This window comes from Janthinobacterium rivuli (assembly GCF_029690045.1).
GTDB classification, from domain to species: Bacteria; Pseudomonadota; Gammaproteobacteria; order Burkholderiales; family Burkholderiaceae_D; genus Janthinobacterium; species Janthinobacterium rivuli.
The window spans coordinates 845823-870577 of the sequence record NZ_CP121464.1 but is presented as its reverse complement, the minus strand read 5'-3'; the positions used below and the strand labels follow the sequence as shown (position 1 = coordinate 870577).

At 63.0% G+C, this 24755-nt stretch carries 25 protein-coding genes; 6 read left to right on the top strand and 19 right to left on the bottom strand.

Features of this window, described 5'->3' with window-relative positions; all coding sequences use genetic code 11:
- Positions 1-6 precede the first annotated feature (6 nt).
- Positions 7-735: a fimbrial biogenesis chaperone gene (locus P9875_RS03920; RefSeq protein WP_278317623.1), complete on the bottom strand. Its 729-nt coding sequence runs from the start codon at positions 733-735 to the stop codon at positions 7-9.
- Between the two features lie 12 nt (positions 736-747).
- Positions 748-1278 (bottom strand): Csu type fimbrial protein, encoded by a 531-nt coding sequence (locus P9875_RS03915; protein ID WP_278317622.1) that lies wholly within the window; start codon positions 1276-1278, stop codon positions 748-750.
- 349 nt (positions 1279-1627) lie between these two features.
- Between P9875_RS03915 and P9875_RS03910 the strand changes: the two genes are divergently transcribed.
- Positions 1628-2431, top strand: coding sequence for a response regulator (locus tag P9875_RS03910; protein WP_278317621.1), 804 nt, complete (start codon positions 1628-1630; stop codon positions 2429-2431).
- Here P9875_RS03910 and P9875_RS03905 read toward each other — a convergent pair.
- A complete protein-coding gene (locus P9875_RS03905) occupies positions 2428-4995 on the bottom strand; it encodes a TonB-dependent receptor (protein WP_278317620.1) in 2568 nt (855 codons plus the stop codon). The two genes, P9875_RS03910 and P9875_RS03905, sit on opposite strands and share 4 nt — an antisense overlap.
- 331 nt (positions 4996-5326) lie before the next feature.
- Entirely contained in the window at positions 5327-5917 is a 591-nt protein-coding gene (pnuC, locus tag P9875_RS03900; RefSeq protein WP_035824218.1) for a nicotinamide riboside transporter PnuC, read from the bottom strand.
- Positions 5918-6139: 222 nt separating this feature from the next.
- Here pnuC and P9875_RS03895 point away from each other — a divergent pair, with 222 nt between their 5' ends.
- Positions 6140-6901, top strand: coding sequence for a substrate-binding periplasmic protein (locus P9875_RS03895; RefSeq protein WP_278317619.1), 762 nt, complete (start codon positions 6140-6142; stop codon positions 6899-6901).
- A gap of 6 nt (positions 6902-6907) precedes the next feature.
- Here the strand turns inward: P9875_RS03895 and P9875_RS03890 are convergent, their stop codons facing one another.
- Together P9875_RS03890 and P9875_RS03885 are read right to left on the bottom strand one after the other, a co-directional pair.
- Positions 6908-7609, bottom strand: coding sequence for an isochorismatase family protein (locus tag P9875_RS03890; RefSeq protein WP_198521362.1), 702 nt, complete (start codon positions 7607-7609; stop codon positions 6908-6910).
- A 65-nt stretch (positions 7610-7674) separates the two neighbouring features.
- Positions 7675-8541 carry a pirin family protein gene (locus P9875_RS03885; RefSeq protein ID WP_278317618.1) on the bottom strand — a complete coding sequence of 289 codons (867 nt, stop codon included), beginning with the start codon at positions 8539-8541 and terminating at the stop codon, positions 7675-7677.
- A 119-nt stretch (positions 8542-8660) separates the two neighbouring features.
- On the opposite strand from P9875_RS03885, the gene P9875_RS03880 reads away from it, so the two are divergent.
- Both P9875_RS03880 and P9875_RS03875 read left to right on the top strand, forming a co-directional pair.
- Entirely contained in the window at positions 8661-9566 is a 906-nt protein-coding gene (locus P9875_RS03880) for a LysR family transcriptional regulator (RefSeq protein WP_278317617.1), read from the top strand.
- Positions 9567-9612: 46 nt separating this feature from the next.
- A complete protein-coding gene (locus tag P9875_RS03875; RefSeq protein ID WP_176387740.1) occupies positions 9613-10416 on the top strand; it encodes a metallophosphoesterase family protein in 804 nt (267 codons plus the stop codon).
- On the opposite strand, the gene P9875_RS03870 is transcribed toward P9875_RS03875, so the two are convergent.
- Entirely contained in the window at positions 10413-10586 is a 174-nt protein-coding gene (locus tag P9875_RS03870) for a hypothetical protein (RefSeq protein ID WP_176387739.1), read from the bottom strand. The two genes, P9875_RS03875 and P9875_RS03870, sit on opposite strands and share 4 nt — an antisense overlap.
- Before the next feature lie 266 nt (positions 10587-10852).
- Positions 10853-11809 carry a subclass B3 metallo-beta-lactamase gene (gene bla / locus P9875_RS03865; RefSeq protein WP_176387738.1) on the bottom strand — a complete coding sequence of 319 codons (957 nt, stop codon included), beginning with the start codon at positions 11807-11809 and terminating at the stop codon, positions 10853-10855.
- Positions 11810-11839: 30 nt separating this feature from the next.
- On the opposite strand from bla, the gene P9875_RS03860 reads away from it, so the two are divergent.
- Positions 11840-12751 carry a metallophosphoesterase family protein gene (locus P9875_RS03860; RefSeq protein ID WP_255206087.1) on the top strand — a complete coding sequence of 304 codons (912 nt, stop codon included), beginning with the start codon at positions 11840-11842 and terminating at the stop codon, positions 12749-12751.
- Here P9875_RS03860 and P9875_RS03855 read toward each other — a convergent pair.
- The gene (locus P9875_RS03855) at positions 12748-13275 is read right to left on the bottom strand and encodes a dihydrofolate reductase family protein (protein WP_176387737.1); all 528 of its coding nucleotides are present in this window, start codon (positions 13273-13275) and stop codon (positions 12748-12750) included. The two genes, P9875_RS03860 and P9875_RS03855, sit on opposite strands and share 4 nt — an antisense overlap.
- Positions 13276-13316: 41 nt before the next feature.
- Here P9875_RS03855 and P9875_RS03850 point away from each other — a divergent pair, with 41 nt between their 5' ends.
- Positions 13317-13913 (top strand): TetR/AcrR family transcriptional regulator, encoded by a 597-nt coding sequence (locus P9875_RS03850; protein ID WP_176387736.1) that lies wholly within the window; start codon positions 13317-13319, stop codon positions 13911-13913.
- A gap of 30 nt (positions 13914-13943) precedes the next feature.
- On the opposite strand, the gene P9875_RS03845 is transcribed toward P9875_RS03850, so the two are convergent.
- The 10 genes from P9875_RS03845 to P9875_RS03800 all read right to left on the bottom strand — a co-directional run bounded on the left by P9875_RS03845 (position 13944) and on the right by P9875_RS03800 (position 24685).
- Positions 13944-14621, bottom strand: coding sequence for a type 1 glutamine amidotransferase domain-containing protein (locus P9875_RS03845; RefSeq protein WP_278317616.1), 678 nt, complete (start codon positions 14619-14621; stop codon positions 13944-13946).
- 35 nt (positions 14622-14656) lie between these two features.
- Positions 14657-15820, bottom strand: coding sequence for an iron-containing alcohol dehydrogenase (locus P9875_RS03840; RefSeq protein ID WP_176387734.1), 1164 nt, complete (start codon positions 15818-15820; stop codon positions 14657-14659).
- Between the two features lie 91 nt (positions 15821-15911).
- Positions 15912-16520, bottom strand: a complete 609-nt coding sequence (locus tag P9875_RS03835; RefSeq protein ID WP_035824197.1) for a TetR/AcrR family transcriptional regulator — start codon at positions 16518-16520, stop codon at positions 15912-15914.
- Between the two features lie 106 nt (positions 16521-16626).
- Positions 16627-16935, bottom strand: a complete 309-nt coding sequence (locus P9875_RS03830; protein WP_278317615.1) for a hypothetical protein — start codon at positions 16933-16935, stop codon at positions 16627-16629.
- Positions 16936-17159: 224 nt separating this feature from the next.
- On the bottom strand, positions 17160-17939 hold the full coding sequence (locus P9875_RS03825; RefSeq protein WP_071079693.1) for an enoyl-CoA hydratase: 780 nt from the start codon (positions 17937-17939) through the stop codon (positions 17160-17162).
- A gap of 94 nt (positions 17940-18033) precedes the next feature.
- On the bottom strand, positions 18034-19230 hold the full coding sequence (locus P9875_RS03820) for an acetyl-CoA C-acyltransferase (protein WP_035824191.1): 1197 nt from the start codon (positions 19228-19230) through the stop codon (positions 18034-18036).
- A gap of 60 nt (positions 19231-19290) precedes the next feature.
- Entirely contained in the window at positions 19291-19737 is a 447-nt protein-coding gene (locus tag P9875_RS03815) for a PaaI family thioesterase (protein ID WP_099401446.1), read from the bottom strand.
- Positions 19738-19799: 62 nt separating this feature from the next.
- A complete protein-coding gene (locus P9875_RS03810; protein WP_278317614.1) occupies positions 19800-22199 on the bottom strand; it encodes a 3-hydroxyacyl-CoA dehydrogenase/enoyl-CoA hydratase family protein in 2400 nt (799 codons plus the stop codon).
- Between the two features lie 14 nt (positions 22200-22213).
- Positions 22214-24004 (bottom strand): acyl-CoA dehydrogenase C-terminal domain-containing protein, encoded by a 1791-nt coding sequence (locus P9875_RS03805; RefSeq protein WP_035824186.1) that lies wholly within the window; start codon positions 24002-24004, stop codon positions 22214-22216.
- Positions 24005-24082: 78 nt separating this feature from the next.
- A complete protein-coding gene (locus tag P9875_RS03800) occupies positions 24083-24685 on the bottom strand; it encodes a TetR/AcrR family transcriptional regulator (RefSeq protein WP_035824184.1) in 603 nt (200 codons plus the stop codon).
- Positions 24686-24755: the final 70 nt, after the last annotated feature.

Below are 24755 nucleotides of genomic sequence, written 5' to 3'. Positions count from 1 at the left end.
CCATGTTCAAGGTGTCGAATTCTTGGCAATGAGTGCCTTGGCATTCACATTGACCGCAATACTCAACGGTCCATCCAGTTCGGCCTCCCTGGCTACGGGCAGGCGCCATACGCGCATGCGGGCTGCCAGGACATAACCAAACAGCCCCTTGCTGATGACAAACTCCTTGCCCGCCTGGTTCGTGAACGTCATCGCCCCGAGCTGCGCATGGAAATTGCCGCTGTTTTTGACGCGCAACATCCACTCGCCCTGTTCCCGGAACACCTGCCAGTCGAGCACTTCCTTGCCCGGCGCACCGGCCGGCAGCACGAACACGGGCACCGAATAGCGCAGGCGGATATCGACGCCGCTGCGGCCCGCCTCATCCTCGCGGCTGACTTCATCGATGAGCACGCGATACGTCTTTTCCTGCGCGACGGGGCCAGCCTGGGCACGCACGAGACGGATGGTCTGCCGGCTGTTGGCGGCGATCTCGACGATCGGCGGACTGGCCACCAGTTCCTGCGTTGGCGCCAGCGTTTCCTCGCCATCGCGCTGGTCCCAGACGAACACCCGCACTTGCCCGTAGATGGGCTGGTCGCCGAGGTTTTGCAGGCTGATGCCGGCCGCATTCTGCGCCGCGCGCAAGTTGAGCGTCACCGGCGAAATCTGCAGGCTGGCGCCGTGCGCGCCCGTGGCGCAGCAAGCCAGCAGCGCCAGCACGCCTTGCATCAGGGAAGCAGCACCGGCCTTCACGCAGCGCCCGGCTTAAAAGTAAACGGTGGCCGTGATGGTCGACTTGTAGGTATCGGGCGCCGGTGTCGCCTGCGGCGGAATATTGCCGTACACGGTGATTGGCTGCGATGAGCCGTTGCCGGTGCCGCCGACGGTATTCGTGCCCTGGGTATCACCCCACAAGGTGCTGCCGGCCGTCTGGTACAGATTGAACTGCACCGTGCCCAGGTTGCCGCCAGTGCCGCTCAGGTAGCGCGTGGTGCCCGATGATCCGGTGCCCGAGCCAGCCGTCAGGCCCACGTTATACAGCGTGGTATTGGTGCAGGTGACGTTCACGGTCGTATTGACGTTAACGGCAGTAGCCAGTACACCCTGACTTTGGCCAAAGTCGAGATTGGCCGCCGCGATGGTGCAATTGGCGATGATTTTCAGGGTAACGTCGAAGGTGGTGTTGGCGCTGCCATTCAGATACACGGCGGCGTCGGCGCCACGCGGCAGGAACGCCGTGGCGGCAATAGCCACGCTGGCGGCAACGATAAGGCGGGGGAAAATAACTCGCAACATGATACCTCCTGATGATGGAACATCATTAATGAGCCCGCCAATATGGAGGGCATCGAGGATAGTCACGGTATTGCCGGCGTTTTCTTGGGCACGCAAACCAGGACGACAAATTACGTGTGCCGAGAGTCAGGAACCCGGGGACTCCGGCACTTTTTGCAGCATTGGCAAAACAGATTTTTTGGCAAGCGACATTGCTTAAAATCAATGCATGAGTGAATTATTGGCGATCTGGGAAATCCGCGCTTCTTCTCGCGGAGAAACATCTTTTGAAATACGAGAAAAGCAGAAAAAAAAGAAAAAGCGAGGCATAATAAGCCACAACTTGCTATTTGGTTAAGTCATCCATGCCATGCCATTGACCAGCGAAACCATCAAAAAGAACATCTTGATCGTGGACGACTCCGCGTTCGAGCAGCGCATGCTGATGGAGCTGCTCAGCGAGCAGCCCTATCGTTTCAGCATTGCCTTCAATGGCTACCAGGGTTATCAGCTGGCATTGGCCACGCATCCGGACCTGATCCTGCTCGACGTACGCATGCCCGAGATGGATGGCTACACGGCCTGCCGTTTGCTCAAGGCCAATCCCGAAACGGAAGAGATTCCCGTGATCTTTCTCAGCGGCGCCGATGCCGCCAAGGAGCGCATCATGGGCTTGCAGGTAGGCGGCGTCGATTACATTTCCAAACCCTTCCTGCCGGAAGAACTGGCCGCGCGCATCCATATCCACCTGGGTTTGATGCGTAAAAGCAACAGTACCTTGCCGGCAACGACGCCGGTCAGCGACAAGCTGCAGCATCCCGACCAGGTGTTCGTCAATGCGGTCAAACAGTTGATTCTCGACAACCTTGGCAGCCTGCCGAACCTGTCCGAAATCGCCCGCAGCGTGGGTACCTACCGCGAAAAGCTGACCCTGATGTTCCGCGAGCAGACGGGCATGACGGTGTTTGCCTTCATCCGCGAAGCGCGCATTGCCCGCGGCGTGGAATTGCTGCAGCAGACGGATATCGATGTGCAGGATATCGCCCTGCTGATCGGCTTTCACAACGCGGGCAACTTCGCCACCGCCTTTCGCGAACGCATGGGCGTGCCTCCCAGCGCCTACCGCCAGCGCCTGCAGGAGCAGACGGGCCAGCGGCAGGCGACGGGCGGCTAGAACTTGTAGTTCAGCTTGAGCGCCGCGACGCGTCCGCGCGGATCGGCCTGGGTAAAGTCAAAGCCGGTGGAGGCATAGTCCCAGGGCGCGCGCTTGTTGGCCAGGTTTTGCACGATGAAGGTGACGTTCGCCTGTGGCGTCAGCTGCCAGCTGCTGGTCACGTCGAAGGTACTGAAGGCGGCCACCGATTCATCGAGGTGCTGCTGCTGCGCATAGCTGCCCACATAGTTCCATGTGAGCGTGGACGACCATTTTCCCTGTTCCCAGGTGGCCGAGCTGACGCCGCGCCATTTCGGGATGGAGCCGAAATAATTGGTGCCCGCGCCATCGGTGAGCGGCGCGCCATCGGACAGCGGTTCGGCAAAGCGCAGCACGCGGCTCAGCTGGCCGGCCAGGGTCAGCTTGCCCCAGTCCTTGTCGACGAAGCGCTGGCGCAGGTCGATATCGATGCCCGACACTTCGCGCTGACCCTGGTTGCGGAACTGGCGGTACAGGGTCGTGATGCGTCCATCGGCACCGCGCGTGATCTGTTGCGGCGCCGTGCTTTCATTTTCGAGAATGGTGGTGGCGCTGGCCGTGCCGATCACGCCATCCTGCTTGATGCGGTAGTAATCAAGGCCGATGCTCGAACTGCTGGTGGGCGAGACCACCACGCCCAGGTTCAGGTTTTTCGAACGCTCGGGGCGCAGGGCCGAATTGGCGATCGTCATCACCGTCACGCCGCGCGACTGCGTCGGCGTCAGCGGATCGCGGGCATCGATCACGCCCGTATAGCTGACGGCCGTGCTGTCGGTGATTTCCGGCAGCGACGGCGCGCGGAAGGCGCGTGACACGGTGCCGCGCAGCAGCAGCCATGGCGCCGCCTGGTAGCGCGCGCTGGCCTTGGGCGAAAACGCATTGCCAAAGTCGCTGTAATGGTCGGCGCGGCCCGCCACGTTGACGGACAGGTCTTTCACGACGGGCACATTGAATTCGGCAAACAGGGCCGACACATTGCGCGAGCCGTTGATGATATTGAGTGCGGGGCGCAGTTCCGTGCCCGACAGCACGGCCGTCGAGGTTTGCGAATCCATTTTTTCGCGGCGCCACTGGGCACCGGCGGCAAAGCCCAGCGGGCCGGCCGGCAAGTCCCAGATATCCTTGGCCGCCGAGAAGTCGAGCGTGTCGAGCGTCGATTCGGCCGGGCGCAGGGTCGACAGGCGCAGGCGGTTGCGCACCGCTTCGCTGTTTTGCGACTGGTCAAAGAAATTGTAGCTGCCCTCGGCCAGCACTTTCTGGAATTCGTAGCGGTTGACGAAGTTCTGCACCGTTTCCTCCAGCTTGCTGCTGGAATGGGCCACGGCAGTATCCCAGTCCCAGCCCGCCCAAGTGCCCTTGGCGCCGGCCAGCGCGCGGTAGAAGGTGACGCGGTCCTGCTTCAGGCGCGGTCCCAGGTCGAACAGGGTGGCCGTGAACGGCAAGGGCGTCGTACCCGGATTGTTCGGATGGCCCACGGGCAGCACCACGGGGATGGTATCGAGCAGCTTGGTGCTGTTGTTCCACACGCGCGTGGCGTTGTTCACGCTCAAAGGCGCGCTGAAGGTCTGGTCGGCGCGCGAATAACTGTGCAGCAGGTCGACATAGGCTTCCGTGTCCGCGTTCAGTTTCACGGTGCCGCGCAGCGACGAGTGGATGCGCTGGATGCCCGGGATCAGCGTCTTATACGGCGCCGGATTGTAGGCCAGCACCTGGCCGCTGCGATCGGGATTGATGTCGTTGTATGGCACCAGCTGCAGCGGGCCGCGCACGCCGCCCAAGGTTTGCGTGGGATCGTTGCCGGCGTAATTCGTCACGTTCCAGCCCAGGCTGCCGCGCTGCTGCTGGCGGTAATCGGCGTCGCGCAGCCATGCCACGTCGCTTTGCTGCAGCTTGTCGCGCTGCTGCGCGTCGACCGAGAAGACCACGCTGTAGCCATCTTCCTCGAGCTTGCCGAAACCCGTTTGCAGCGCCGCGCTCTTTTCGTGCTGGCCCGTGCCTTGCGTCGAGCCGCCCCATTGCGCCGTGATGTCCGTGCCCGTGAATTCCTTGTACAGGATGATGTTGACCACGCCGGCGACGGCGTCGGAGCCATACACGGACGAGGCGCCATCCTTGAGCACCTCGATGCGCTGCACGGCCGCCATCGGCAGGCTGTTCAGGTCAACGAAGGTCTGCTGCAAATCCTGCGCCGTGGCGTAGCTGGCCACGCGGCGCCCATTCACGAGGATCAGGGTGTTTTGCTGGCCGATGCCGCGCAGCGACAGGCCCGAGGTGCCGGCCGAGAAACTGCCCGTATATTGTTCGTTGTAGCTGTTGCCGCTGTTGGCGGAGATGGCGCGCAGCACGTCCGACACGCTGGTCTTGCCGCTGGCTTTCAATTCCTTGGCCGTGATGACCTGCACGGCGCTGGCGCCCTCCTTTTCGCTGACGCGGATATTCGATCCGGTGACATTCACGCGCAGCATGTCGTCCTCCGCATGGGCGATGGTGGAAACGGCGGGAAAGGCGGCGGCGATGGCAAGACTGATGGCGAGTGGTTTGAACATGGTTTCCTCTTATTGGGATTGCAGCCTTTTTCCGATAAAAAAGGCCGAGCAGGGGCACGCGGACCGGGTGGGCCAGCGGGCAAACGACAACGAAACGGATGGGGTGACTTAAGGGATGCGTGGACGGGCACGCACCGGCATCCACTGCGCCATGCATTGCATGGTCAGCTGGTGCGCGGCGGCGTAAAAACAGGCGGAAAGGGTAAAACGCAACATAAAAGACACCGGTAAGCGGGGAAAGGCCACTATATCCCGGTGTCTTTATCGCGTGAACGAATTAAAAATTGATTGTATATACGATTTGAATCTAAGGACTTGGTGCTTGGCAAGATCAGGCGTCGGCCGTCGCCGCAGGCGCTTGCGCCGCGCGGCGCGCCTGCACGCCCCACCAGTACCAGGAAATCAGCGCATTGACCCAGTAGGCCGCATATAGCACGGCCGTCAGGTGCAGGCCGCGGCTGTAGTACAGCGGCACGGCGACGGTATTGACCAGCAGCCAGAAGGCCCAGGTTTCGATGCGCCGGTTCATCAGCAGGAATTGCGCGATGATGCTAAATACCAACACCGCCGAATCGATGAAGGGCGCGTAGGCATTCGTGAAGCGGTGCAGCAGCAGGCCGTAGATCGCCACGGAGGCGATGCCGGCCGGCACCACCCAGGCCAGGCTGCGCCAGCCCGTGCGCGTGATCGGCAAGGGCTTGCCGCCGGCGCCGCGCCGCCATTGCAGCCAGCCAATGACACAGGTGACGATGAAAAACAGCTGCAGCATCACGTCGGCATACAGGTTGACCTGGAAAAACAGCACGGCAAACAGCACGCAGCCGACCATGCCGATCCACCAGGAATGAATATTATTGCGTCCAGCCAAAATGATGGAGGCAGTCATCAGCACATTGGCGGCGATCTCGAGCGGGGCAGTCAAGCGGTCTTCCTTTGCGGGGCAGTGGTGGCACCGCGCCACTATAGCCGATTACACTGCACGGTGTTCACCACGCCGGAGGCGACACGAGGGGAGAAAGCGGCAAAAACCGCGCAAACATCGAGGAAAGGCGAATCAGGCAGGCTTTCAGCGGCCACAGCCCTTGACTTCCGTGGCCAATCTGGCAAATTGAATATCAAGTTGAAACTCCAGGGAAGCTCCCATATGCGTGTGCGCCATCTCCTGTTTGCGGCAGTGCTCGGCGTATCTGCCCTGCCCGCCGCAGCCTGCCGCATGACGATGGCGCTGGAACAATGGCCGCCGTATGTCTACCGCGATGCCCAGGGCCGCCATACGGGCCTGGACCTGGAGCTGCTGAACGCCATTTTCAAGGAAGCCCGCTGCACCCTGGTCACCTTGCCGGAGCTGCCCACGGCGCGGCGCCAGCTGCTGTTCCAGAAAGGGGGACTGGACCTGATGCCCGCCGCGTCCGAGACGCCGGAACGCCTGTCCTATGCGCGCTTTTCCCTTTCGTACCGCGATGAAGCCGTGGGCGTCTTCAGCAAATCCGGCGCGCCCGGCGGCCACCAGCAGATCGCCAGCTTCGCGCAGCTCGCGCGCGGCAAGTCGACCTTGCTGGCGCCCAAGGTGGGCTGGTATGGCGCGCAGTACGCGGCGGCCCGGCCAGCGCTGGAAAAGGCCGGCCGCCTGAATGCGTTCGGCAGCTTCCAGCAAGGCGTGCGCATGCTCGACGCGGGCCGCGCCGACCTGCTGCTGGGCGACGTGCTGGCCGTGCGCCACGAAGCGCGCCTGCAGGGCGTCGCCTTGAACGCCCTGCCCTTCCTGGTCCTGCGCGCGCCCGTGCACCTGATGCTCAATGCGCGCACGACCAGCGCCGCCGACCTGGCGCGCCTGAACGCCGCCATCACGCACCTGGAACAGCGCGGCGTGCTGGCGGCGATACGCAGCCGCTACGAAGCGCCGTAGCGGCGGTCAGCCCTTGCTGGCCGCTTCGAGGATTTCCAGCTTGGTTTCGCGGCCATTCTTTTGCACACCCTGCGCCTTGTCGTAGCTTTCGATCAGGGCGCGGTATGGCGGCACGATGTGGTCGGTCATGATGGCGGCGAATTCCATCGCGTCGGCGCGGTTCCAGGTGCTCATCACTTCAGCCAGCACGGCGTACGTGTCGATCGGAACGGCGCCCGCCTGCGTCACGCGCGCCATGGTGATGTCGGTGGCCATCTTCGACCAGTTGCCCGAGGCGTCGATGATGGCAAACACCTTGTAGCCGGCCGCCAGCGCGCTGATGGTGGGGAAGGCCATGCACACGCTGGTGAGCGTACCGGCGATCAGCAGGGTCTTGCGGCCCGTCTTTTCGATGGCTTCGACCCAGGCCGGGTTGTCCCAGGCATTGATCTGGCCCGTGCGCGGGATGTAGACGGCTTCCGGGTTGAAATGGTGGATTTCCGGGATCAAGGGGCCGTTCGGACCGTCGGGCACGGAAGCGGTGGTAAACGTCGGCATGTTGGCCAGGCGCGACAGCTTGGCCAGCGCCGTGACGTGGCCGCGCAGCACGTGCTGCTCGATGTCGCGCACCAGCTGGAACAAACCGCTCTGGTGGTCAATCAGCAGCATGACGGCATCGTCGGGATCGATCATCGGTGGCAAACCTTGGAAGTTGGCGGGGGTGCTCATGGTGGTCTCCTGAAAAACCGTGCCGCGGGATGCGGCATGGGTACTACACAAATTCACTGCACAAATTACGTCGCGATACGGGCGAAGCGGCCGCTGTTGAAATCCTCGAACGCCTGCGCGATTTCCGCTTCGGTGTTCATGACGAAGGGGCCGTGGCCGACGATGGGTTCCTCGATCGGCTCGCCGCTCAGCAGCAGCACCACGGCGTCGTTGTTTGCCTCGATGGTGATGCTATCGCCGTCGCGCTCGAACAGCGCCATCTGCGCTTCGCGCACCACGCTCTCGCCGTTGACCAGCACCGTGCCGTGCAGGACGATCAGCGCCGTGCTCCAGCCGCGGGTCACAGGCAACTCCGTCAGCTTGCCCTGGGCCAGGCGCACGTCCCACACCTGCATCGGCGAGAACGTGCGGGCCGGGCCATGCTGGCCAGCGAAATCGCCGGCGATCACGCGCACGGAACCTGCATCGTCCGGCAGCGCCAGCGTGGGTATCGTGTCGCTGGTGATGGCCTGGTAGCCGGGCGCCGTCATCTTGTTTTTCGCCGGCAGGTTCACCCACAGCTGCACCATTTCCAGGGTGCCGCCCGACTGCGTGAAGGCAGGCGAGTGAAACTCTTCATGCAGGATGCCGGCGCCGGCCGTCATCCACTGCACGTCGCCGGGGCCGATCACGCCGCCCTGGCCCGTCGAATCGCGGTGCGCCACTTCGCCCTTGTAGACGATGGTCACCGTTTCAAAGCCGCGGTGCGGGTGCGAACCGACGCCGGGTGGACGGGTGCCGGGCGCAAATTCGGCGGGACCGGCATAGTCGAGCAGCAGGAAGGGGCTCAACTGCTTGCCGTGGCCGTTATACGAAAACATCGAGCGCACGGGGAAACCGTCGCCGACCCAGTGCTGGCGAGGTGCGCTGTAGATACCTGTGACTTTGTTCATCTCGATCTCCTGTTGGGGTTTGCATTACGATGAAGACAGAATAGACCTGCAACGATGAAGGCGGTAGACGGTAAAATCAGCCATCAGCGTTCCAAAAATAGAACGATCAAGGAGGCGGCATGCAGGACCTGAATGACTTGTATTACTTTGTGCAGGTGGTCGACCATGGCGGCTTCGCGCCGGCCGGGCGCGCGCTGGGCATGCCGAAATCCAAACTGAGCCGGCGCATCGCCCTGCTCGAAGAGCGTCTGGGCGCGCGCCTGCTGCAGCGCACGACGCGGCATTTTTCCGTCACCGACGTGGGGCAGACGTTTTACGAGCATTGCAAGGCGATGATGGTGGAAGCGGAGGCGGCGCAGGAAGCGATCGAACTGACGCGGGCCGCGCCGCGCGGCACGGTGCGCCTGTCCTGCCCCATCGCCCTGCTGCACTCGCTGGTCGCGCCCATGCTGGCCGGTTTCATGCGCGCGCATCCGCAAGTGACCCTGCTATTGGAAGCGAGCAACCGCCGCGTCGACCTGGTGGCCGAAGGCATCGAAGTGGCCATCCGCGTGCGCCCGCCGCCGCTGCCCGACAGCGACCTGGTGCTGCGCGTGCTGGCCGAACGGGGCCAGTGCATGGTGGGTAGCCCGCTGCTGTTCGCCGGCGCCCCCATGCCGAAGGCGCCGGCCGACCTGGCCGACTGGCCCAGCCTGGCCCTGGGCACGCCGCAACAGCACTACCAGTGGGATTTATACGGCCCCGATGGCGCGCGCGCCCAGCTGCGCCACGTGCCACGCTTCGTCACGGGCGACATGCTGACCCTGCGCGACGCGGCCGTGGCCGGCGTGGGCGTGGTGCAGCTGCCGACCATGATGATCACGGAGCAGGTGGCCAATGGCAGCCTGCTGCCGCTGATGGAGCAGTGGCGGCCGCAGCGCGAAATCATCCACGCGGTATTTCCCTCACGGCGCGGCCTGCTGCCGGCCGTGCGCGCGCTGCTCGACTACCTGGCGCACAGCTTCGCCGCGCTGCCGGACGAATGAAGGTTTTCAGGTACGATGGTGTTCTTTCAAGCGGCGTGAAAACAGCATGCGTTTATTGATACTGTCGGACCTGCACCATGAGCTGTGGCGCGACGAAGCGCCGCAGGGCGACCTCGCGCTCAGCTGCCCCGACGCCGTCATCCTGGCCGGCGACATCGACACGGGCGCGCGCGCCGTCGCCTGGGCGGCCACCGCATTCGCGGGCCTGCCCGTGATGTACGTGCACGGCAACCACGAAGGCTATGGCCACCACCTCGACAAGGTGCGCCAGGAGCTGCGCGCAGCCTGCGCCGCCACGGACAACGTGCATTTTCTCGACGCCGGGTCTCACCTCATCACCGACCAGGCAGGCCACACCGTACGCTTCCTGGGCGCCACCCTGTGGACGGATTTCCGCCTGCTGGGCGACGACACGCGCCAGGCGGCCATGCGCGATGCGGAAGCCGTCATGAACGACTACAAGCGCATCCGCCTGGCCAACATGGGTTTTCGCAAGCTGCGCGCGGCCGATACGGCCATGTTCCACGCGCAGCAAAAAGCCTGGCTGGCGCGCGAACTGGCGCAGCCCTTCGACGGCAGCACCGTCGTCATCAGCCACATGGCGCCGTCGCTGTTGTCGGTCGACGATGCCTACGGCAGCGAGGGATGTTCGCCCGCCTACGCCTCGCGCCTGGACGACCTGGCGGCGCAGGCGGACCTGTGGGTGCATGGCCACCTCCACGCCTCGCGCGACTATTGGATCGGCCAGTGCCGCGTGGTCAGCAACCCGTGCGGCTACAAGACGCGCAGCGGCGCGCCGCAAAATCCCGCGTTCGATCCGAATTTCATCGTCGAACTAGGCCCACGCTAATCATCCGGTTTCAAACGGCCCGCCAGCCATTGCTGCAGGCGGTGCTTGCCGGCCCGGCGCGCCACGCGTGGCGACGCCTCCGACTGGTGCGCGCCGGCGCCGCCGCGCAGCCTGGCGGCAACCACCAGCGGATTGCGCGGCTTGGACGTGGCTTTCACTTTGATTTTCATGCTGTTTCCTTTCAACCCGCTCGCGCAAAACAAAAAACCCCGGCAAGTTTCCTCACCGGGGTTTGAAGGACACCGGCTCGGGATCGGCATTGCTGCCGATGGCCCCGAGCGTCATGCGCGGGGCTAGTAGTACGTCAACTTGCTGCCAGCCTGCTCGAACATGGGTTTCCTTTCTTTTTGTGTGGTTGATCTGTACTGCGGATGACGATTCTGCGCCGGATGCTGCAGTGCGTCAACCGCTTTTCATGGCGCATGCGCCAACGTTGTTATTTTGTCGCAGCCTCGCCAGCCATGGCTTTTTCCTTGGCGATGCGGGCATCGAGCTTCACTTCATTCCTGGCAGCGTAGCTGCTGCACGCCTGCGCATCGATGAAGGGATTCGGCGTGACGCCTTCCAGCAACTGCGTCAGCTTGCGGTCGCCGCCCGAGTGGTCGGGGTGGGCCGAGATCAGGATGTCGCACGGCAGTCTGGCGAAGTCCTGCATGACGCGGCGGAAGGCCGGCGTCAGGTCCGCATGGCGTTCATCGCCCAGGTAGTGAAAATCATCGGCCGCCACCGGCGTGAGGCTGGCGCCGAACACCACGTTCAGGCATTCCTTGCGCTCCGCATCCTCGCACGACACCCAGGTCCAGCTGGTGCTGCCCGGCGTATGGCCCGGCGTGTAGCGCGCCGTGACGGTCACGTCGCCCAGTTGCAGGGTTTCGCCATCGGCGATCTCGCGCACGTTTTCCACGGCCGGCATGGGGTCGATTTCGCCCGCTTGCGGGTCCATGGCGAGCACCGATCCCGCGCGTAGCGCCTGCGCTCCCAGCGGGCTGGCGATCACTTGCGCGCCGCTGTCGCGGGCCAGGGCGGCGATGCCGCCCGAATGGTCGAAATGCGCTTCCGTACTCAGGATGAACTTGATGTCTTCCAGGCGAAAGCCCAGCTCGAGGATATGCTCCTTGATGGCGGCCACCGATTGCGGCAACGCGCCATCGATGAGGATCAAGCCTTCGCGCGTGTCGATCAGCACCACGCTCAATCCGCCCACGCCCACGTAATACGTGTCGCCGTGGATGCGCGCCGGCTGCTGCGGGCGGTTCCACTGCGCCGCATACGGCGAGGCGATCGGCTGCGTCAAGGGATCGACGGCGGGCGTGGCGGCATGCGCGGCAAACGGCAGCGCCATGGCGGCCAGCGCGATGCTGAGCAGAGACTTGGGAAAGTAGAAAGGCGGCATGCGGCTCCAGTAATGAGTGTGCGGTAATCGATGCCACAGGGTAACGTCGCCCCCGCGCGCGGTCAAGCGGACGGGCGTGGCGACTTGCGCTACGATAGAGGCCCATTCACTGCCGTGCGCCTCGCCGCGCCTCCTGCCATGCGTTTGCTGATTCTGTCCGACCTGCACCTGGAAGTCTGGGGTGACGACACGCCCGCCATCGACCTTGCCGCCTGCCGGCCCGACGTGGTGATCCTGGCCGGCGACATCGACACGGGCAGCAATGCCATCGCCTGGGCCGCGCGCACCTTCGGCGCCCTGCCCGTGCTGTACGTACACGGCAACCACGAGGGCTATGGCCATCAGCTGGAACACATGCAGGACGCCGTGCGCGACGCCTGCACCAGCGCCAATGCGCACGGCGCCAATATCCGCCTGCTCGACGCCGACGCCATGGTGCTGAACGGCGTGCGTTTTCTCGGCGTCACGCTGTGGACGGATTTTTTGCTGTTCGGCGCCGACAGGTACGAGGAAGCCTTGAGCGCGGCGCAAACCTACATGCCCGACTACAAGCGCATCAGCACGGGCGGCGATACGCCGCGTCTCTTGTGCGCGAGCGACACGGCGCAGCTGCACGCGCGGCACCGCGCCTGGCTAGAGCAACAGCTGGCGCAACCGTTCGATGGCAAGACGGTCGTCATCACGCACATGGCGCCATCGATGCAGTCGGTGGAAGAGCAATACGCAACGAACCTGGGCTCGCCCGCCTTCGCCTCGCAGCTGGACGCGCTGGTGGCGCAGGCCGACCTGTGGGTGCATGGCCACATGCACGCCTCGCTCGACTACCGCGTCCAGGACTGTCGCGTCGTGTGCAACCCCTGCGGCTACAAGCGGCCCGATGGCACGCCGGAGAATGAACGCTACGATTCCGGCTTCATCGTCGACCTCGCCAGCACGGTTTAACGCTTTGCATAGCGCAGCTGCACCACGCCGCTGGGCAGCTGGCGCGTGTTGTGCAGGCGCCAGTCGCTGCGCGGCAAGCCGTCCTCGAACAGGCGCACGCCCTTGCCCAGCACCACGGGCAGCACGGACAAGGTCAGGCTGTCGATGACGCCCTCGCGCAAGCCGGCGCGGATGACGGCGCCGCCATCAAGATACACGTGGCGGCACCCCTCCTCCGCCAGCCCCTCCAGCACTGCCCGCACACTGCCTGCGCGACGCTGCTCGCCATGGCGCGGCGCGAAGTCGCGGCGGCTCAGGACCACCACGCGCTTGCCCGCATACGGCCACGGCTCAAAACCCAGCACGGCGTCATACGTGGTGCGGCCGATCAGCAAGGTATCGACCTGCTCCATCAAGGCCGTATAGCCGGTGGAGTCGGGCGAGTCGGGGGCCAGTTCGGCCAGCCAGGACAGGTCGCCGTTTTCTCCCGCGATGCAGCCGTCGAGGCTGATGCCGAGAAAAACGCTGACGAAAGTTTTTTGCATGGGTGCTCCTTGATTTAATTCTACAGTGTAGAATTATGCCCATGAAAACTCCAAAACTTCAAGTCGTGGCATCTCCCGTGCGCCGCGCCGGACGTCCGCGCCGCGCCGCGCCCGCACTGGACAACGCCAGCATCCTGCAAGCGGCCCTGGCCCTGCTGGAAGAAAAAGGCGAAGCGTTCTCCATGCGCGCACTGGCGCACAGCCTGGGCGTCGATGCCATGGCCCTGTATCACTACTACGCGGGAAAAGAGGAATTATTGCTGGCCTTGATGGCGCAGCGCTTTGCCGCGCTCGACCCGTGCCAGCCGCCGTTTACGCAACGCCAGGGGCCGCAGCGGCGCCTGCTCGCGCTGTGCGCGCTGTACCTGGAACTGGTCAGCGCCACGCCGTATTTCGTGCGCCTGATGGCGCGCGGGCTGGTGGAGCAAGCCGACGTGGCCGAGCGGTTCACGGCGCTGTTCGAACTGGCCGTGGAGGGCCTGGGCCTGGACAAGAAAACCCGCCTGCGCGGGCGCGATGCGCTCGTTGATTTCCTGCACGGCTATGCGCTGGCGGGCAGGCCGGCCAGCGAGACGCAATGGCACGCCTCGGTCGGCCTGATCCTGGCGGGCATGGCCGCCGGACGCACTGCGGTGTGACGTCCAGCGGCCGGACGCCCTACCTTGGCATCAGGCCAGCAGCTTGAGCAGCGCCTGGGCGGCCACTTCCGACGACGCCGGATTCTGGCCCGTGACCAGCAAGCCATCGGTGACGGCGTACGGCTGCCAGTCGCCCAGCTTCGAGTAGACGCCGCCGTTTTGCTTGAGCATGTCCTCGACCAGGAAAGGCACGATGGCGCTCAGGCCGACGGCGTCTTCCTCGGTATTCGTAAAGCCCGTCACCTGCTTGCCGCGCACCAGCGGCGTGCCGTCAGCTGCCTTCACGTGACGCAGCACGCCGGGCGCGTGGCAGACGGCGGCGACGGGCTTGCCGGCGGCGATCATCTGCTCGATCAGCGCGATCGAGTGCCGATCTTCGGCCAGGTCCCACAGCGGACCGTGGCCGCCCGGATAGAACACGGCGTCAAAGTCCCCCGCCTTCACGTCGGCCAGCTTGCCCGTGTTGGCCAGCACGGCTTGCGCATCGGCGTCCTGCTTGAAGCGGCGCGTGGCGTCCGTTTGCGAATCGGGCTCGTCGCTTTTCGGGTCCAGCGGCGGCTGGCCGCCATTGGGCGAGACCACCGTCAGCCTGGCGCCCGCTTCCTGCAAGGCATAGTAGGGAGCGGCGAATTCTTCCAGCCAGAAGCCGGTTTTCTTGCCGGTGTTACCCAGTTGATCGTGCGAGGTCAGTACCATCAGGATGTTCATGTTGTTTCCTTTTCAGTGAGCTTGCGAGGGTAGGATTACAGTGCTGCTTCGAGGATACGGCGGCTGCGCGCGAGGTCGATATCGCGGTGTTCGCCGAGGGAGGTCATGCCATGTGCTTCCAGTTGCGTCAGTACCGCGTCCACCGCTTCCTGACCCAGCTGATAGGCCGACAAACGGGTCGGGATGCCCAGGCCTTCAAAGAAAGCGCGCGTGCGGGCGATGGCGGCGTCGATGCGCTCGTCGTCGCTGCCGCTGTTGATGTTCCAGACACGTTCGCCAAATTGCAGCAATTTGCCGCGTTTCTGTTCGCGCTGTACGTCCAGCAGGGCCGGCAGCACCAGGGCCAGGGTGCGCGCATGGTCGATGTCGTACAGGGCCGTCAGTTCGTGGCCGATCATGTGAGTGGCCCAATCCTGCGGCACGCCGGCGCCGATCAGGCCATTCAGGGCCAGGGTGGCCGTCCACATCAGATTGGCGCGGGTATCGTAATCGTCGGGCGAGGCGATGGCCTGCGGCGCGATCTCGACCAGGGTTTGCAGCAAGCCTTCGGCAAAGCGGTCCTGCACCTTCGCCTGCACCGGATAGGTCAGATACTGTTCCGTCGTGTGGACAAAGGCGTCGACCAGGCCATTGGCCACCTGCGTGGCCGGCAAGGTAAAGGTTTTACTAGGGTCGAGCACGGAAAATTGCGGGTACAGCAGCGGATTGCGAAAACTCAGCTTGTCATGCGTGGCTTTTTTCGTCACCACGCCGCCGCTGTTCATTTCCGATCCCGTTGCCGGCAAGGTCAGCAACGTGCCGAACGGCAGGGCGCGCTGCACATTGGCGCCGCCGCGCTCGGCGATTTCCCACGGCTCGCCGTCGTACAGGGCGGCCGCGGCAACGAACTTGGTGCCGTCGATCACGGAGCCGCCGCCGACGGCCAGCAGGAAGTCCAGCTTTTCGCTGCGCACCTGAGCGACGGCGCGCATCAGGGTTTCATAGCTGGGATTGGGTTCGATGCCGCCAAACTCCTGCACGCTGCGCTGGCCCAGCGCAAGCGCGGCGCGCACCTCGGCCAAAGTGCCCGTCTTTTCCGCGCTGGCGCCGCCGTACAAAATCAGCACGCGCGCATCGTGCGGCACCAGGGCGGACAATTTGGCGACGGTGTCGGCACCGAACACAATCTTCGTCGGATTATGGAATTCAAAATTCTTCATGCTGCTGCTCCTTTATTATTAGACTGGTCGTCTAGAATGCGGTTCAAAAAACGCGGACGTGGTGCGTCCGCTTGTTTGCTTGGTTTGCTGCCTATCGGTAGCTGTCCGGCGACAGCTGCAACATGGCCAGAGTCGCCCGCCAGGCCGTTTGCAATGCGCTGGCGTCGCGCCGCAGCTTGGTCAGCATCGCCGCGCCCAGCCACAGCTGGTACAAGGTGGCGGCCATCTGCGCCGGGTCGGCTACCGATGGCAGGGTATCGTCCACCCTGCCCCGCGCGATGGCCAGGGCCAGTCTGGAGATGATGCGGTGGGTGCCGTCCAGAAGCGCCACGCGCATCGGCTCCGACATATCCGCCACTTCGCTGCTGAGCTTGACCACCAGGCAGCGGCAGTCGCAACCGCTGCCATCGAGGCTCTCGCTGGTCCAGCTGGCCCAATACGCCATCAGCGCCTGCGCCGCGCTCTTGCCGGGCTGGCCCAGCACGAGCTCCATTTCATCCAGATAGCCGGTGACGTAATCTTCCAGCATCGCCTCGCCAAACAATTCCTTGGACTTGAAGTAATGGTAGAACGAGCCCTTGGGCACGTCGGCGGCCGACAAAATCTCGTTCAGCCCCACGCCGGCAAAGCCCTTGCGCGTGATGATGGCCTTGCCCTGGTCGATAATGTGCTGGCGCACGTCGGTGTATTCAGCTTTCATGCGATGATTGTAGCACAATTAGACCAGTCGTCTACCAATAAGGAGCGAAATGTGGAACGAGGCTGGTCGATTGAATATTGCATGTACCCGCTGGAGGCACGCCTCGTCAGGCCGGGCTTGCAGTGTAGACATGCAGCACGTCCTCATCGATGTGTATCACCTGCGCCGGTATTCCTTCAAACACAGGCGCAAGCAGCATGGGACGCAGATCACCACTTACCACTGCCGCATCGAGAAATACCAGCAGGTCGGTGGCGCTGGCCTGTACCACACGGCCTTGGAAGATGGCACGCTTGCCTGCATGAGCCACCAGCTTGTGCGCCACGTAATACGCGGGCGCCGTCAATTGCGCGCGCAAAGCAGCAATCGAATCATATGCGGTCAGCGGACCGCCGCGCAGGACCAGCGCCAGCATGCTGAAAAAAAGCGCATCGGCGCATGGTCCCGGTGCGACGTCCTGCTTTACCAGCGCCGCGAAACTATACTCGTTCCTCATGTGACTTTGCCCTGCTCAAGGATGTGCTGACGGACGTCGGTGTATTCAGCTTTCATGAGGCAAAGCATAGCACGACTAGACCAGTCGTCTAGAATGCATTATCGGCCTGTTTTTCAACGAGCAATAGTAGCGGGACCAAGCGATCAGGCAAACTTCTTGAAATCCGGCTTGCGTTTTTCAAAGAAGGCCGTAAACGCTTCCTTCGCCTCGGCGCCGCCCAGCATGGCGCTGAACAGTTTGTTTTCGTCGGCGATGGCGGCCTTCATCGGTTCCATGCGGCTTTGCTTCATCAGGCGCTTGGTGGCGCGGATCGAAGCGGCCGGCAGGGCCACCAGCTTGGCGGCCTGGCCTTGCGCGAAGGTCATCAATTCGTACAAGGGAACGACTTTCGAGACCAGGCCCATTTCCAGCGCTTCGCTGGCCGGGAACGCTTCGCCCAGCATCAGCTTTTCCGCCGCGCGCGGGTAGCCGGCCAGTTGCGTGAGCAGCAGGCTGGAGCCGAATTCCGGGCACAGGCCCAGTTGCGTGAACGGCATCGAGAAGCTGGCGTTGTCGGCCGCATAGACAAGGTCGCAGTGCATCAGCAAGGTGGTGCCGATGCCGATGGCGGGACCGGAGACAGCCGCCACCACGGGCTTGCTGCTGCCGTACAGGGCGCGCATGAACTGGAACACGGGACGGTCATGGTCGAGCGAACCATCTTTCGGGCGCGCCGTCTTCATGAAGTCATCGAGGTCGTTACCGGCCGTGAAAATCTCGCGCTTGCCGCAGATCAGGATGGCGCGTACCGCATCGTCCGTCTCGGCCGCTACCAGCGCATCGGCCAGGGTCTGGTACATGGCGCCCGTGATCGCATTCTTGCGTTCCAGGCGGTTGAATTCCAGGGTCAGAATGCCCTCGCTCTTGCTGCACAAAATATCCATGTCGTCTCCAAAAAGATAAAGGGCGCCGAGGTATCCCCAGCGCCCAAGTTTTGACCAATCTAATCTGACCTCTTACCTCACGACGCCCGGCAGATCAAACGCGTTCGAAGATGCCTGCCGCGCCCATGCCGGCGCCCACGCACATCGTGACCATGCCGTACTTCTGCTTGGTGCGCTGCAGTGCGTGGATCACGGTGGCGGCGCGGATGGCGCCGGTGGCGCCCAGCGGGTGGCCCAGGGCGATCGCGCCGCCCATCGGGTTGACCTTCGATGGATCCAGACCCAGGTCGCCGATGACGGCCAAGGCTTGCGCAGCAAACGCTTCGTTCAGCTCGATCCAGTCCAGCTGGTCTTGCGTGATGCCGGCGGCGGCGCACGCTGCCGGAATGGCGAATTTCGGACCGATGCCCATGATTTCCGGCGGCACGCCGCGCACGGCGAACGAGGAGAATTTCGCCAGCGGAGTCAGGTTGTGCTCGCGCAGGATTTTTTCGCTGACGATCAAGAGCGCGCCGGCGCCATCGGACATCTGCGAGCTGTTGGCGGCCGTGACGGAACCCTTGGCGGCGAAGACGGGCTTCAGTTTTGCCAGCGATTCCATCGACGAATCGGCGCGTGCGCCTTCGTCCGTGTCGACGGTGCGGCGCGTTACATCGACCTGGCCGGTAGCCAGGTTAGGCGTGCGCGTGATGATTTCCACGGGCGTCGTTTCCGCCTTGAAGAAACCGGCTTGTTGCGCGGCGATGGCGCGGCGGTGCGATTCAACGGAGAACGCGTCCTGCTGTTCGCGCGACACTTTCCATTGCTGCGCCACTTTTTCGGCCGTCAGGCCCATGCCGTAAGCCATGCCGATGTTCTCGTCGCTGAACATGTCCAGGTTCATCGATGGGTGGTGGCCCATCATCGGCACCATCGACATCGATTCGATGCCACCGGCGATCATCACGTCGGCTTCGCCCACGCGGATGCGGTCGGCGGCCATGGCGATGGCCGTGATGCCCGAAGCGCAGTAACGGTTGACGGTGACGCCGCCGACGGTTTTCGGCAAGCCGGCCAGCAGCACCGAGTTACGCGCGATATTGAAGCCCTGCTCCGCTTCCGGGAACGAGCAGCCGATGATGGCGTCGGTGATCAATGCAGGGTCCAGGCCAGGCGCTTGCGCCAGGGCCGATTGCAGCACGCGCACCAGCAGGTCGTCCGGGCGGGTGTTTCTGAACATGCCGCGCGGCGCCTTGCCGATCGGAGTGCGGGTTGCAGAGACGATGTACGCGTCTTGAAGTTGTTTGCTCATTTTATGCTTTCAAAGATGTTGAACGAGGTTCGTGTTCTGTCGAATGTCCGGGATGCTGGCCTATCGCTTCTGCGACAAATACCAGTCCACCGTCACCTGTGCCGCCAGCGTGCCTTCGGAATCGAAAATATCGACTGCCACGGGAAACGCCACCTTGCCATCCTGCGCCAGCTGCGCCTTCAATGCAGCCAGGTCACCGGGTACCCGGCCTTCGGCGCGCGTCGCGCCCCGGGCCACCTTCTGGTACTGGATGCGCGACTCCTTGGCCACCGGGCGCAAGCCCATAATGAGCTCGGCGAAGCCGCCAGCCATGGCCGCGCCGGAAGCCGTTTCGGCCAGGGTAAACAAGGCGCCCGCATGCTGCGTGCCCAGGTGATTATTCAGTTTTGGATCTTCCGGCATCGACACCTTCGAGGTGCCGGCGCCGATGTCGTCGATGCTGATCCCCAGCAGCCGCACGAAGGGCAAGGTGTCCATCATCTGTTGTTTGATACGGTCATACACCATGCTTGGCCTCACGCGCAGCAATACTTTAAAAATAATGGACAGGATCGTCATCGACGTCAGGCTTAGTTGCGTACCGGCTTACCGGTTTGCATCATGCCCATGATCCGTTCCTGGGTTTTCGGATGGTTCAACAGCTCCAGGAATGCCTTGCGTTCCATATCCAGCAGCCACTGTTCGCTGACGAAGCTGCCCTGGTCCACGTCACCGCCCGATACGATCTCGGCGATCATCTCGCCCAGCTTGAAATCGTGCGCCGAAATGAAGCCGCCGTCGCGCATGTTGACCAGCTGCGCCTTGATGGTGCCCCAGCCGTAACGGCCCGTCACCTGGATCAGCGAAGGGAGCGCTGGACGGAAGCCGGCGTCGAACATGGCGCGCGCTTCGACCTTGGCCACGTGCAGCAGCTCGTAGGCGTTGAACACGATCACGTCGTCTTCCTTCAGGTAGCCCATTTTTTTCGCTTCCAGCGCCGATTTCGACACGTTGGCGGTGGCCGCATTGGTGAAGCCCGTTTTCAGGAATTGCAGGATGTCGTTACCCTTGGCTTCCTTGTAGGCGCGCTGCGCCGCTTCCTTCAAGCCGCCGCCGGCAGGAATCAGGCCGACGCCCACTTCCACCAGGCCGATGTAGGACTCGATCGATGCCACGCGCTTCGATGCATGCAGCGCCAACTCGCAACCGCCGCCCAGCGCCAGGCCAGCGACCGCGGCGATCACCGGCACGTTCGCGTATTTCAGCGACATGAAGGTGTTCTGCAGTTCGGCGATGATCGGATCGACGGCCTTCACGCCGCCTTGCATGAACGCCGGCAGGGCCGATTGCAGGTCGGCGCCGGCCGAGAAGGCGCCGCCTTCGGCTGCGTCCGCGTGCCAGATCACCAGGCCCTTGAAGTTCTTCTCGGCTTCGGCCAGCGCGAGCTTGAGGCCATTAATGACGCCCTCGCCGATCACGTGCATCTTGGTCTTGAACGAGATGATCAGGACATCGTCGCCCGTATGCCAGACGCGCACGGATTCGTCTTCGAAGACGGTGGTGCCGGCGGTCTTGCCGTCGATGGCACCGCTGCCCAGGACGGGCGCGCGGAATGGCTGGCGGTCATATACGGACAGGGTCGAACGTGGCACGAAGCTGTTCGACACGGCGGAGTACGAACCTTCCGGCGTATGCACGCCGCCCTTGTCTGCAACCGGACCTTCGAAGACCCAGGCTGGCAGCGGTGCGTTGCACAGCGCGTGGCCGGCGTCGATGTCTTCCTTGACCCAGTTGGCCACTTGCAGCCAGTTCGATGCCTGCCACGTTTCAAACGGACCGACGTTCCAGCCGAAGCCCCAGCGCATGGCGAAGTCGATGTCGCGCGCATTGTCGGCCACGGTGTCGAGGTGGATGGCGATGTAGTGGAAAGCGTCGCGGAAGATCGCCCACAGGAACTGGCCTTGCGGGTTCGTCGATTCGCGCAGCGCCTTCATCTTCTTGACCGGATCCTTTTCTTTCAGGATGCGGGCGATGATGTCGGCAGCCTTGGCGCCGCCGGCCACGTATTCACCGGTGGCGAAATCGAGGCGTTGAATTTCCTTGCCGACCTTCTTGTAGAAGCCTGCGCCGCTCTTCTGGCCCAGCGCGCCTTTTTCCACCAGCTTGGCCAGCACTTCCGGCGTCTTGTAGACGGCGGCGAACGGATCGTTCGGCAGATAGTCCTGCATGGTCTTGATCACATGGCCCATGGTGTCCAGGCCGACCACGTCCGCCGTGCGGAAGGTGCCCGACTTGGCGCGGCCCAGCTTGGCGCCCGTCAAATCATCGACGACGTCCACGGACAGGCCGAATTTTTCAGCTTCGTGCACGATGGCCAGGATGCCGAACACGCCAACGCGGTTGGCGATGAAGTTCGGCGTATCCTTGGCGCGTACCACACCCTTGCCCAGGGTGGTGGTCAAGAAGCCTTCCAGCTGGTCGGCGATTTCCGGGCGGGTAGACTCGGTCGGGATGATTTCGACCAGGTGCATATAGCGTGGCGGGTTGAAGAAGTGCACGCCGCAGTAGCGCGATTTCAGGTCGGCATCGAAGCCTTCGGCAAGCTTGGTGATCGACAGGCCCGAGGTGTTCGAAGCGAAAATCGCGTTCGGGCCGATGTGCGGGGCGACCTTCTGGTACAGGTCGTGTTTCCAGTCCATGCGCTCGGCGATGGCTTCGATGATCAGGTCGCAACCGGCCAGCAAGTCCAGGTTGTCTTCGTAGTTGGCCACCTGGATCAGCGCGGCGTCATCCTTGTTGCCCAGCGGGGCAGGCGACAGCTTTTTCAGGTTCTCGATGGCGCGCAGCACGATGCCATTCTTTGGGCCTTCTTTTGCAGGCAGGTCGAACAGCACGACCGGCACTTTCGCGTTGATGCAATGGGCGGCGATCTGCGCGCCCATCACGCCGGCGCCGAGGACGGCTACTTTTTTAACGATGAAATTGGTCATATTTTCCTCAAGTCTTAGAACAGGTCTGCGTCGAGTGCCATCAGGTTGGCCGAACCGGAACGCGCCTGACGGATCAGGGTTGCCGTTTCAGGCTGCAAGCGGGCGAAGTAGAAACGTGCGGTAGCCAGTTTGGCGGTGTAGAAGGTGTCGCCGCTGGATTCTTTTTCGAGGGCGATCTTGGCCATCTGCGCGAACAGGTAGCTGTAGATCATGTGGCCGACGACGCGCAGGTAAGGCACGCATGCCGCGCCCACTTCGTCAGGGTTCTGGAAGGCCTTCATGCCGATTTCCATGGTCAGCTTGGTGACTTTGTCGCCCAAATCGCCCAGTGGGGTGACGAATTCGCTCATCGCTTCATCGGTGCCGTTGTCTTCGACGAAAGCCTTGATCTTTTCGCCGAACTTGCGCAGCTTGGCGCCGTTGTCACCGAGGATCTTGCGGCCCAGCAGATCGAGCGACTGGATCGTGTTCGTGCCTTCGTAGATCATGTTGATGCGCGCGTCGCGCACATACTGCTCCATGCCCCATTCCGAAATGTAGCCGTGGCCGCCAAACACTTGCATCGCGTCCGAGGTGGCGATCCAGGCGTTGTCGGTGATGAAGGCCTTGATGACGGGCGTCAGCAGCGCCACTTCGTCGGCAGCTTCCTTGCGCACGTCGGCGTCCGGGTGGTGCAGTTCGCGGTCGATCTGCAGCGCCACGTAGGAAGTGAAAGCGCGCGCGCCTTCGGCGTAGGCTTTGCCCGTCAACAGCATGCGGCGCACGTCAGGGTGCACGATGATGCGGTCGGCCGGCAGTTCCGGGTTCTTGATGCCGGACAGCGAACGCATTTGCGTGCGGTCCTTGGCGTAGATCAGCGCGTTCTGGTAGGCGATTTCCGTCAGGCCCAGCGACTGCATGCCCACGCCCAGGCGAGCCGCGTTCATGAAGACGAACATGGCGTTCAAGCCCTTGTTTGGCTGGCCGATGATCCAGCCTTTCGCGCCGTCCAGGTTCATCTGGCAGGTCGAGTTGCCGTGGATGCCCATTTTTTCTTCGATGGCGCCGCAGGTGATCGGGTTGCGTTCACCGACCGTGCCGTCCGCATTCGGCAGGAATTTCGGCACCAGGAACAGCGAGATGCCTTTCGAGCCTTCCGGCGCGTCCGGCACGCGGGCCAGCACCAGGTGCAGGATGTTTTCCGCCATGTCGTGCTCGCCGGCCGAGATGAAGATCTTGTTGCCGGTGATGGTCCAGGAACCGTCCGCCTCAGGCAGCGCTTTCGAGCGCAGCAGGCCCAGATCGGTGCCGCAGTGCGGTTCGGTCAGGCACATGGTGCCCGTCCATTCGCCCGACACCAGTTTCGGCAGATACACTTCCTTCTGGTGGTCGGTGCCGTGTTCCTTCAGGCACTCGTAGGCGCCGTGCGACAGGCCCGGGTACATGGACCAGGCCTGGTTCGACGAGTTCAGCATTTCATAGAACGAGTTGTTCAGCACGACAGGCAAGCCCTGGCCGCCGTATTCCGGATCGCAAGCCAGTGCCGCCCAGCCGCCTTCGACGTACTGCTTGTAGGCTTCCTTGAAGCCTTTAGGCGTGGTCACGCTTTTCGTGACGGGGTCGTGGTGGCAGCCTTCGCGGTCGCCGGAGTGGTTCAGCGGGAACAATACCTCGGAGGTGAATTTGCCGCCCTCTTCCAGCACCTGGTTGATGATGTCGGCGTCGACGTCGGCGTACGACGGCATTTGCTTCAGTTCTTCTTCCACTTGCAGGAACTCATGCAGAACGAATTGCATATCCCGGATTGGCGCGACGTATTGACCCATAATTTTCTCCTGAAGGCGATTAGCTAAAGTGTTGTACTTGTAAGTGCGTGTGCGTTGTTGCGGATACTGCCTGACGGCTTATTTGCTTGTGACGGAATTCTGGTACGACGCCAGCAGGCGGATAAAGCCCGCTTGCGCCCGTTCGATGCTGCCCGGCACGCGCAGGAAGCGCGCGTCGTGATGCAGGGCCAGGATCAGGCCATACATCTCGTACACCAGCTGCTGGGCGTCCGTGTCCGCTTTCAGGTCGCCCGTGGCGATCGATTGCTCGACACTGCGCAGCAGCGCGCCCTGCCAGGCCCGCACCATGGCCACGAGGGACTCGCGGATGGGACCGGGACGGTCGTCATACTCGACGGCGCCGCTGATATAGATGCAGCCGGAAGCGATTTCCACGCTGACCCGCTTGACCCAGCGCGCAAACATCGATTGCAGACGCTGGATGCCGCGTGGTTCTTTCATGCTGGGAAAAAAGACTTCTTGCTCGAAACGATAGTGGTAGAGCTTCAGCACTTCCATCTGCAAGTCTTCGCGCGAGCCAAAGTGGGCAAACACGCCCGACTTGCTCATGTTCATTTTGTCCGCAAGCAGCCCGATGGTCAGGCCCTCCAGGCCGTCGCGGCTGGACAGGTCCAGCGCCACGTCGAGGATGGCGGCACGGGTCAGTTCGCCCTTGCGCATGAATTTGACTGAAGTATTCAAGATTACCGTTCTAAAAGTGATGTTGCCGATTTGGCGGACTGAAGCGAGG

Bases quoted from the DNA above. Each gene is read 5' to 3' on its own strand.
- P9875_RS03885 (WP_278317618.1), bottom strand. From the start codon at position 8,541: ATGAACAAAGTCACAGGTATCTACAGCGCACCTCGCCAGCACTGGGTC.
- P9875_RS03905 (WP_278317620.1), bottom strand. From the start codon at position 4,995: ATGTTCAAACCACTCGCCATCAGTCTTGCCATCGCCGCCGCCTTTCCC.
- P9875_RS03860 (WP_255206087.1), top strand. From the start codon at position 11,840: ATGCCACAGGGTAACGTCGCCCCCGCGCGCGGTCAAGCGGACGGGCGT.
- P9875_RS03810 (WP_278317614.1), bottom strand. From the start codon at position 22,199: ATGACCAATTTCATCGTTAAAAAAGTAGCCGTCCTCGGCGCCGGCGTG.
- P9875_RS03880 (WP_278317617.1), top strand. From the start codon at position 8,661: ATGCAGGACCTGAATGACTTGTATTACTTTGTGCAGGTGGTCGACCAT.
- P9875_RS03890 (WP_198521362.1), bottom strand. From the start codon at position 7,609: ATGAGCACCCCCGCCAACTTCCAAGGTTTGCCACCGATGATCGATCCC.
- bla (WP_176387738.1), bottom strand. From the start codon at position 11,809: ATGCCGCCTTTCTACTTTCCCAAGTCTCTGCTCAGCATCGCGCTGGCC.
- P9875_RS03835 (WP_035824197.1), bottom strand. From the start codon at position 16,520: ATGAAAGCTGAATACACCGACGTGCGCCAGCACATTATCGACCAGGGC.
- P9875_RS03915 (WP_278317622.1), bottom strand. From the start codon at position 1,278: ATGTTGCGAGTTATTTTCCCCCGCCTTATCGTTGCCGCCAGCGTGGCT.
- P9875_RS03830 (WP_278317615.1), bottom strand. From the start codon at position 16,935: ATGCTGGCGCTGGTCCTGCGCGGCGGTCCGCTGACCGCATATGATTCG.
- P9875_RS03850 (WP_176387736.1), top strand. From the start codon at position 13,317: ATGAAAACTCCAAAACTTCAAGTCGTGGCATCTCCCGTGCGCCGCGCC.
- P9875_RS03875 (WP_176387740.1), top strand. From the start codon at position 9,613: ATGCGTTTATTGATACTGTCGGACCTGCACCATGAGCTGTGGCGCGAC.
- P9875_RS03855 (WP_176387737.1), bottom strand. From the start codon at position 13,275: ATGCAAAAAACTTTCGTCAGCGTTTTTCTCGGCATCAGCCTCGACGGC.
- P9875_RS03895 (WP_278317619.1), top strand. From the start codon at position 6,140: ATGCGTGTGCGCCATCTCCTGTTTGCGGCAGTGCTCGGCGTATCTGCC.
- P9875_RS03815 (WP_099401446.1), bottom strand. From the start codon at position 19,737: ATGGTGTATGACCGTATCAAACAACAGATGATGGACACCTTGCCCTTC.
- P9875_RS03870 (WP_176387739.1), bottom strand. From the start codon at position 10,586: ATGAAAATCAAAGTGAAAGCCACGTCCAAGCCGCGCAATCCGCTGGTG.
- P9875_RS03845 (WP_278317616.1), bottom strand. From the start codon at position 14,621: ATGAACATCCTGATGGTACTGACCTCGCACGATCAACTGGGTAACACC.
- P9875_RS03840 (WP_176387734.1), bottom strand. From the start codon at position 15,820: ATGAAGAATTTTGAATTCCATAATCCGACGAAGATTGTGTTCGGTGCC.
- P9875_RS03805 (WP_035824186.1), bottom strand. From the start codon at position 24,004: ATGGGTCAATACGTCGCGCCAATCCGGGATATGCAATTCGTTCTGCAT.
- P9875_RS03825 (WP_071079693.1), bottom strand. From the start codon at position 17,939: ATGGATATTTTGTGCAGCAAGAGCGAGGGCATTCTGACCCTGGAATTC.
- P9875_RS03800 (WP_035824184.1), bottom strand. From the start codon at position 24,685: ATGCGCAAGGGCGAACTGACCCGTGCCGCCATCCTCGACGTGGCGCTG.
- P9875_RS03910 (WP_278317621.1), top strand. From the start codon at position 1,628: ATGCCATTGACCAGCGAAACCATCAAAAAGAACATCTTGATCGTGGAC.
- P9875_RS03820 (WP_035824191.1), bottom strand. From the start codon at position 19,230: ATGAGCAAACAACTTCAAGACGCGTACATCGTCTCTGCAACCCGCACT.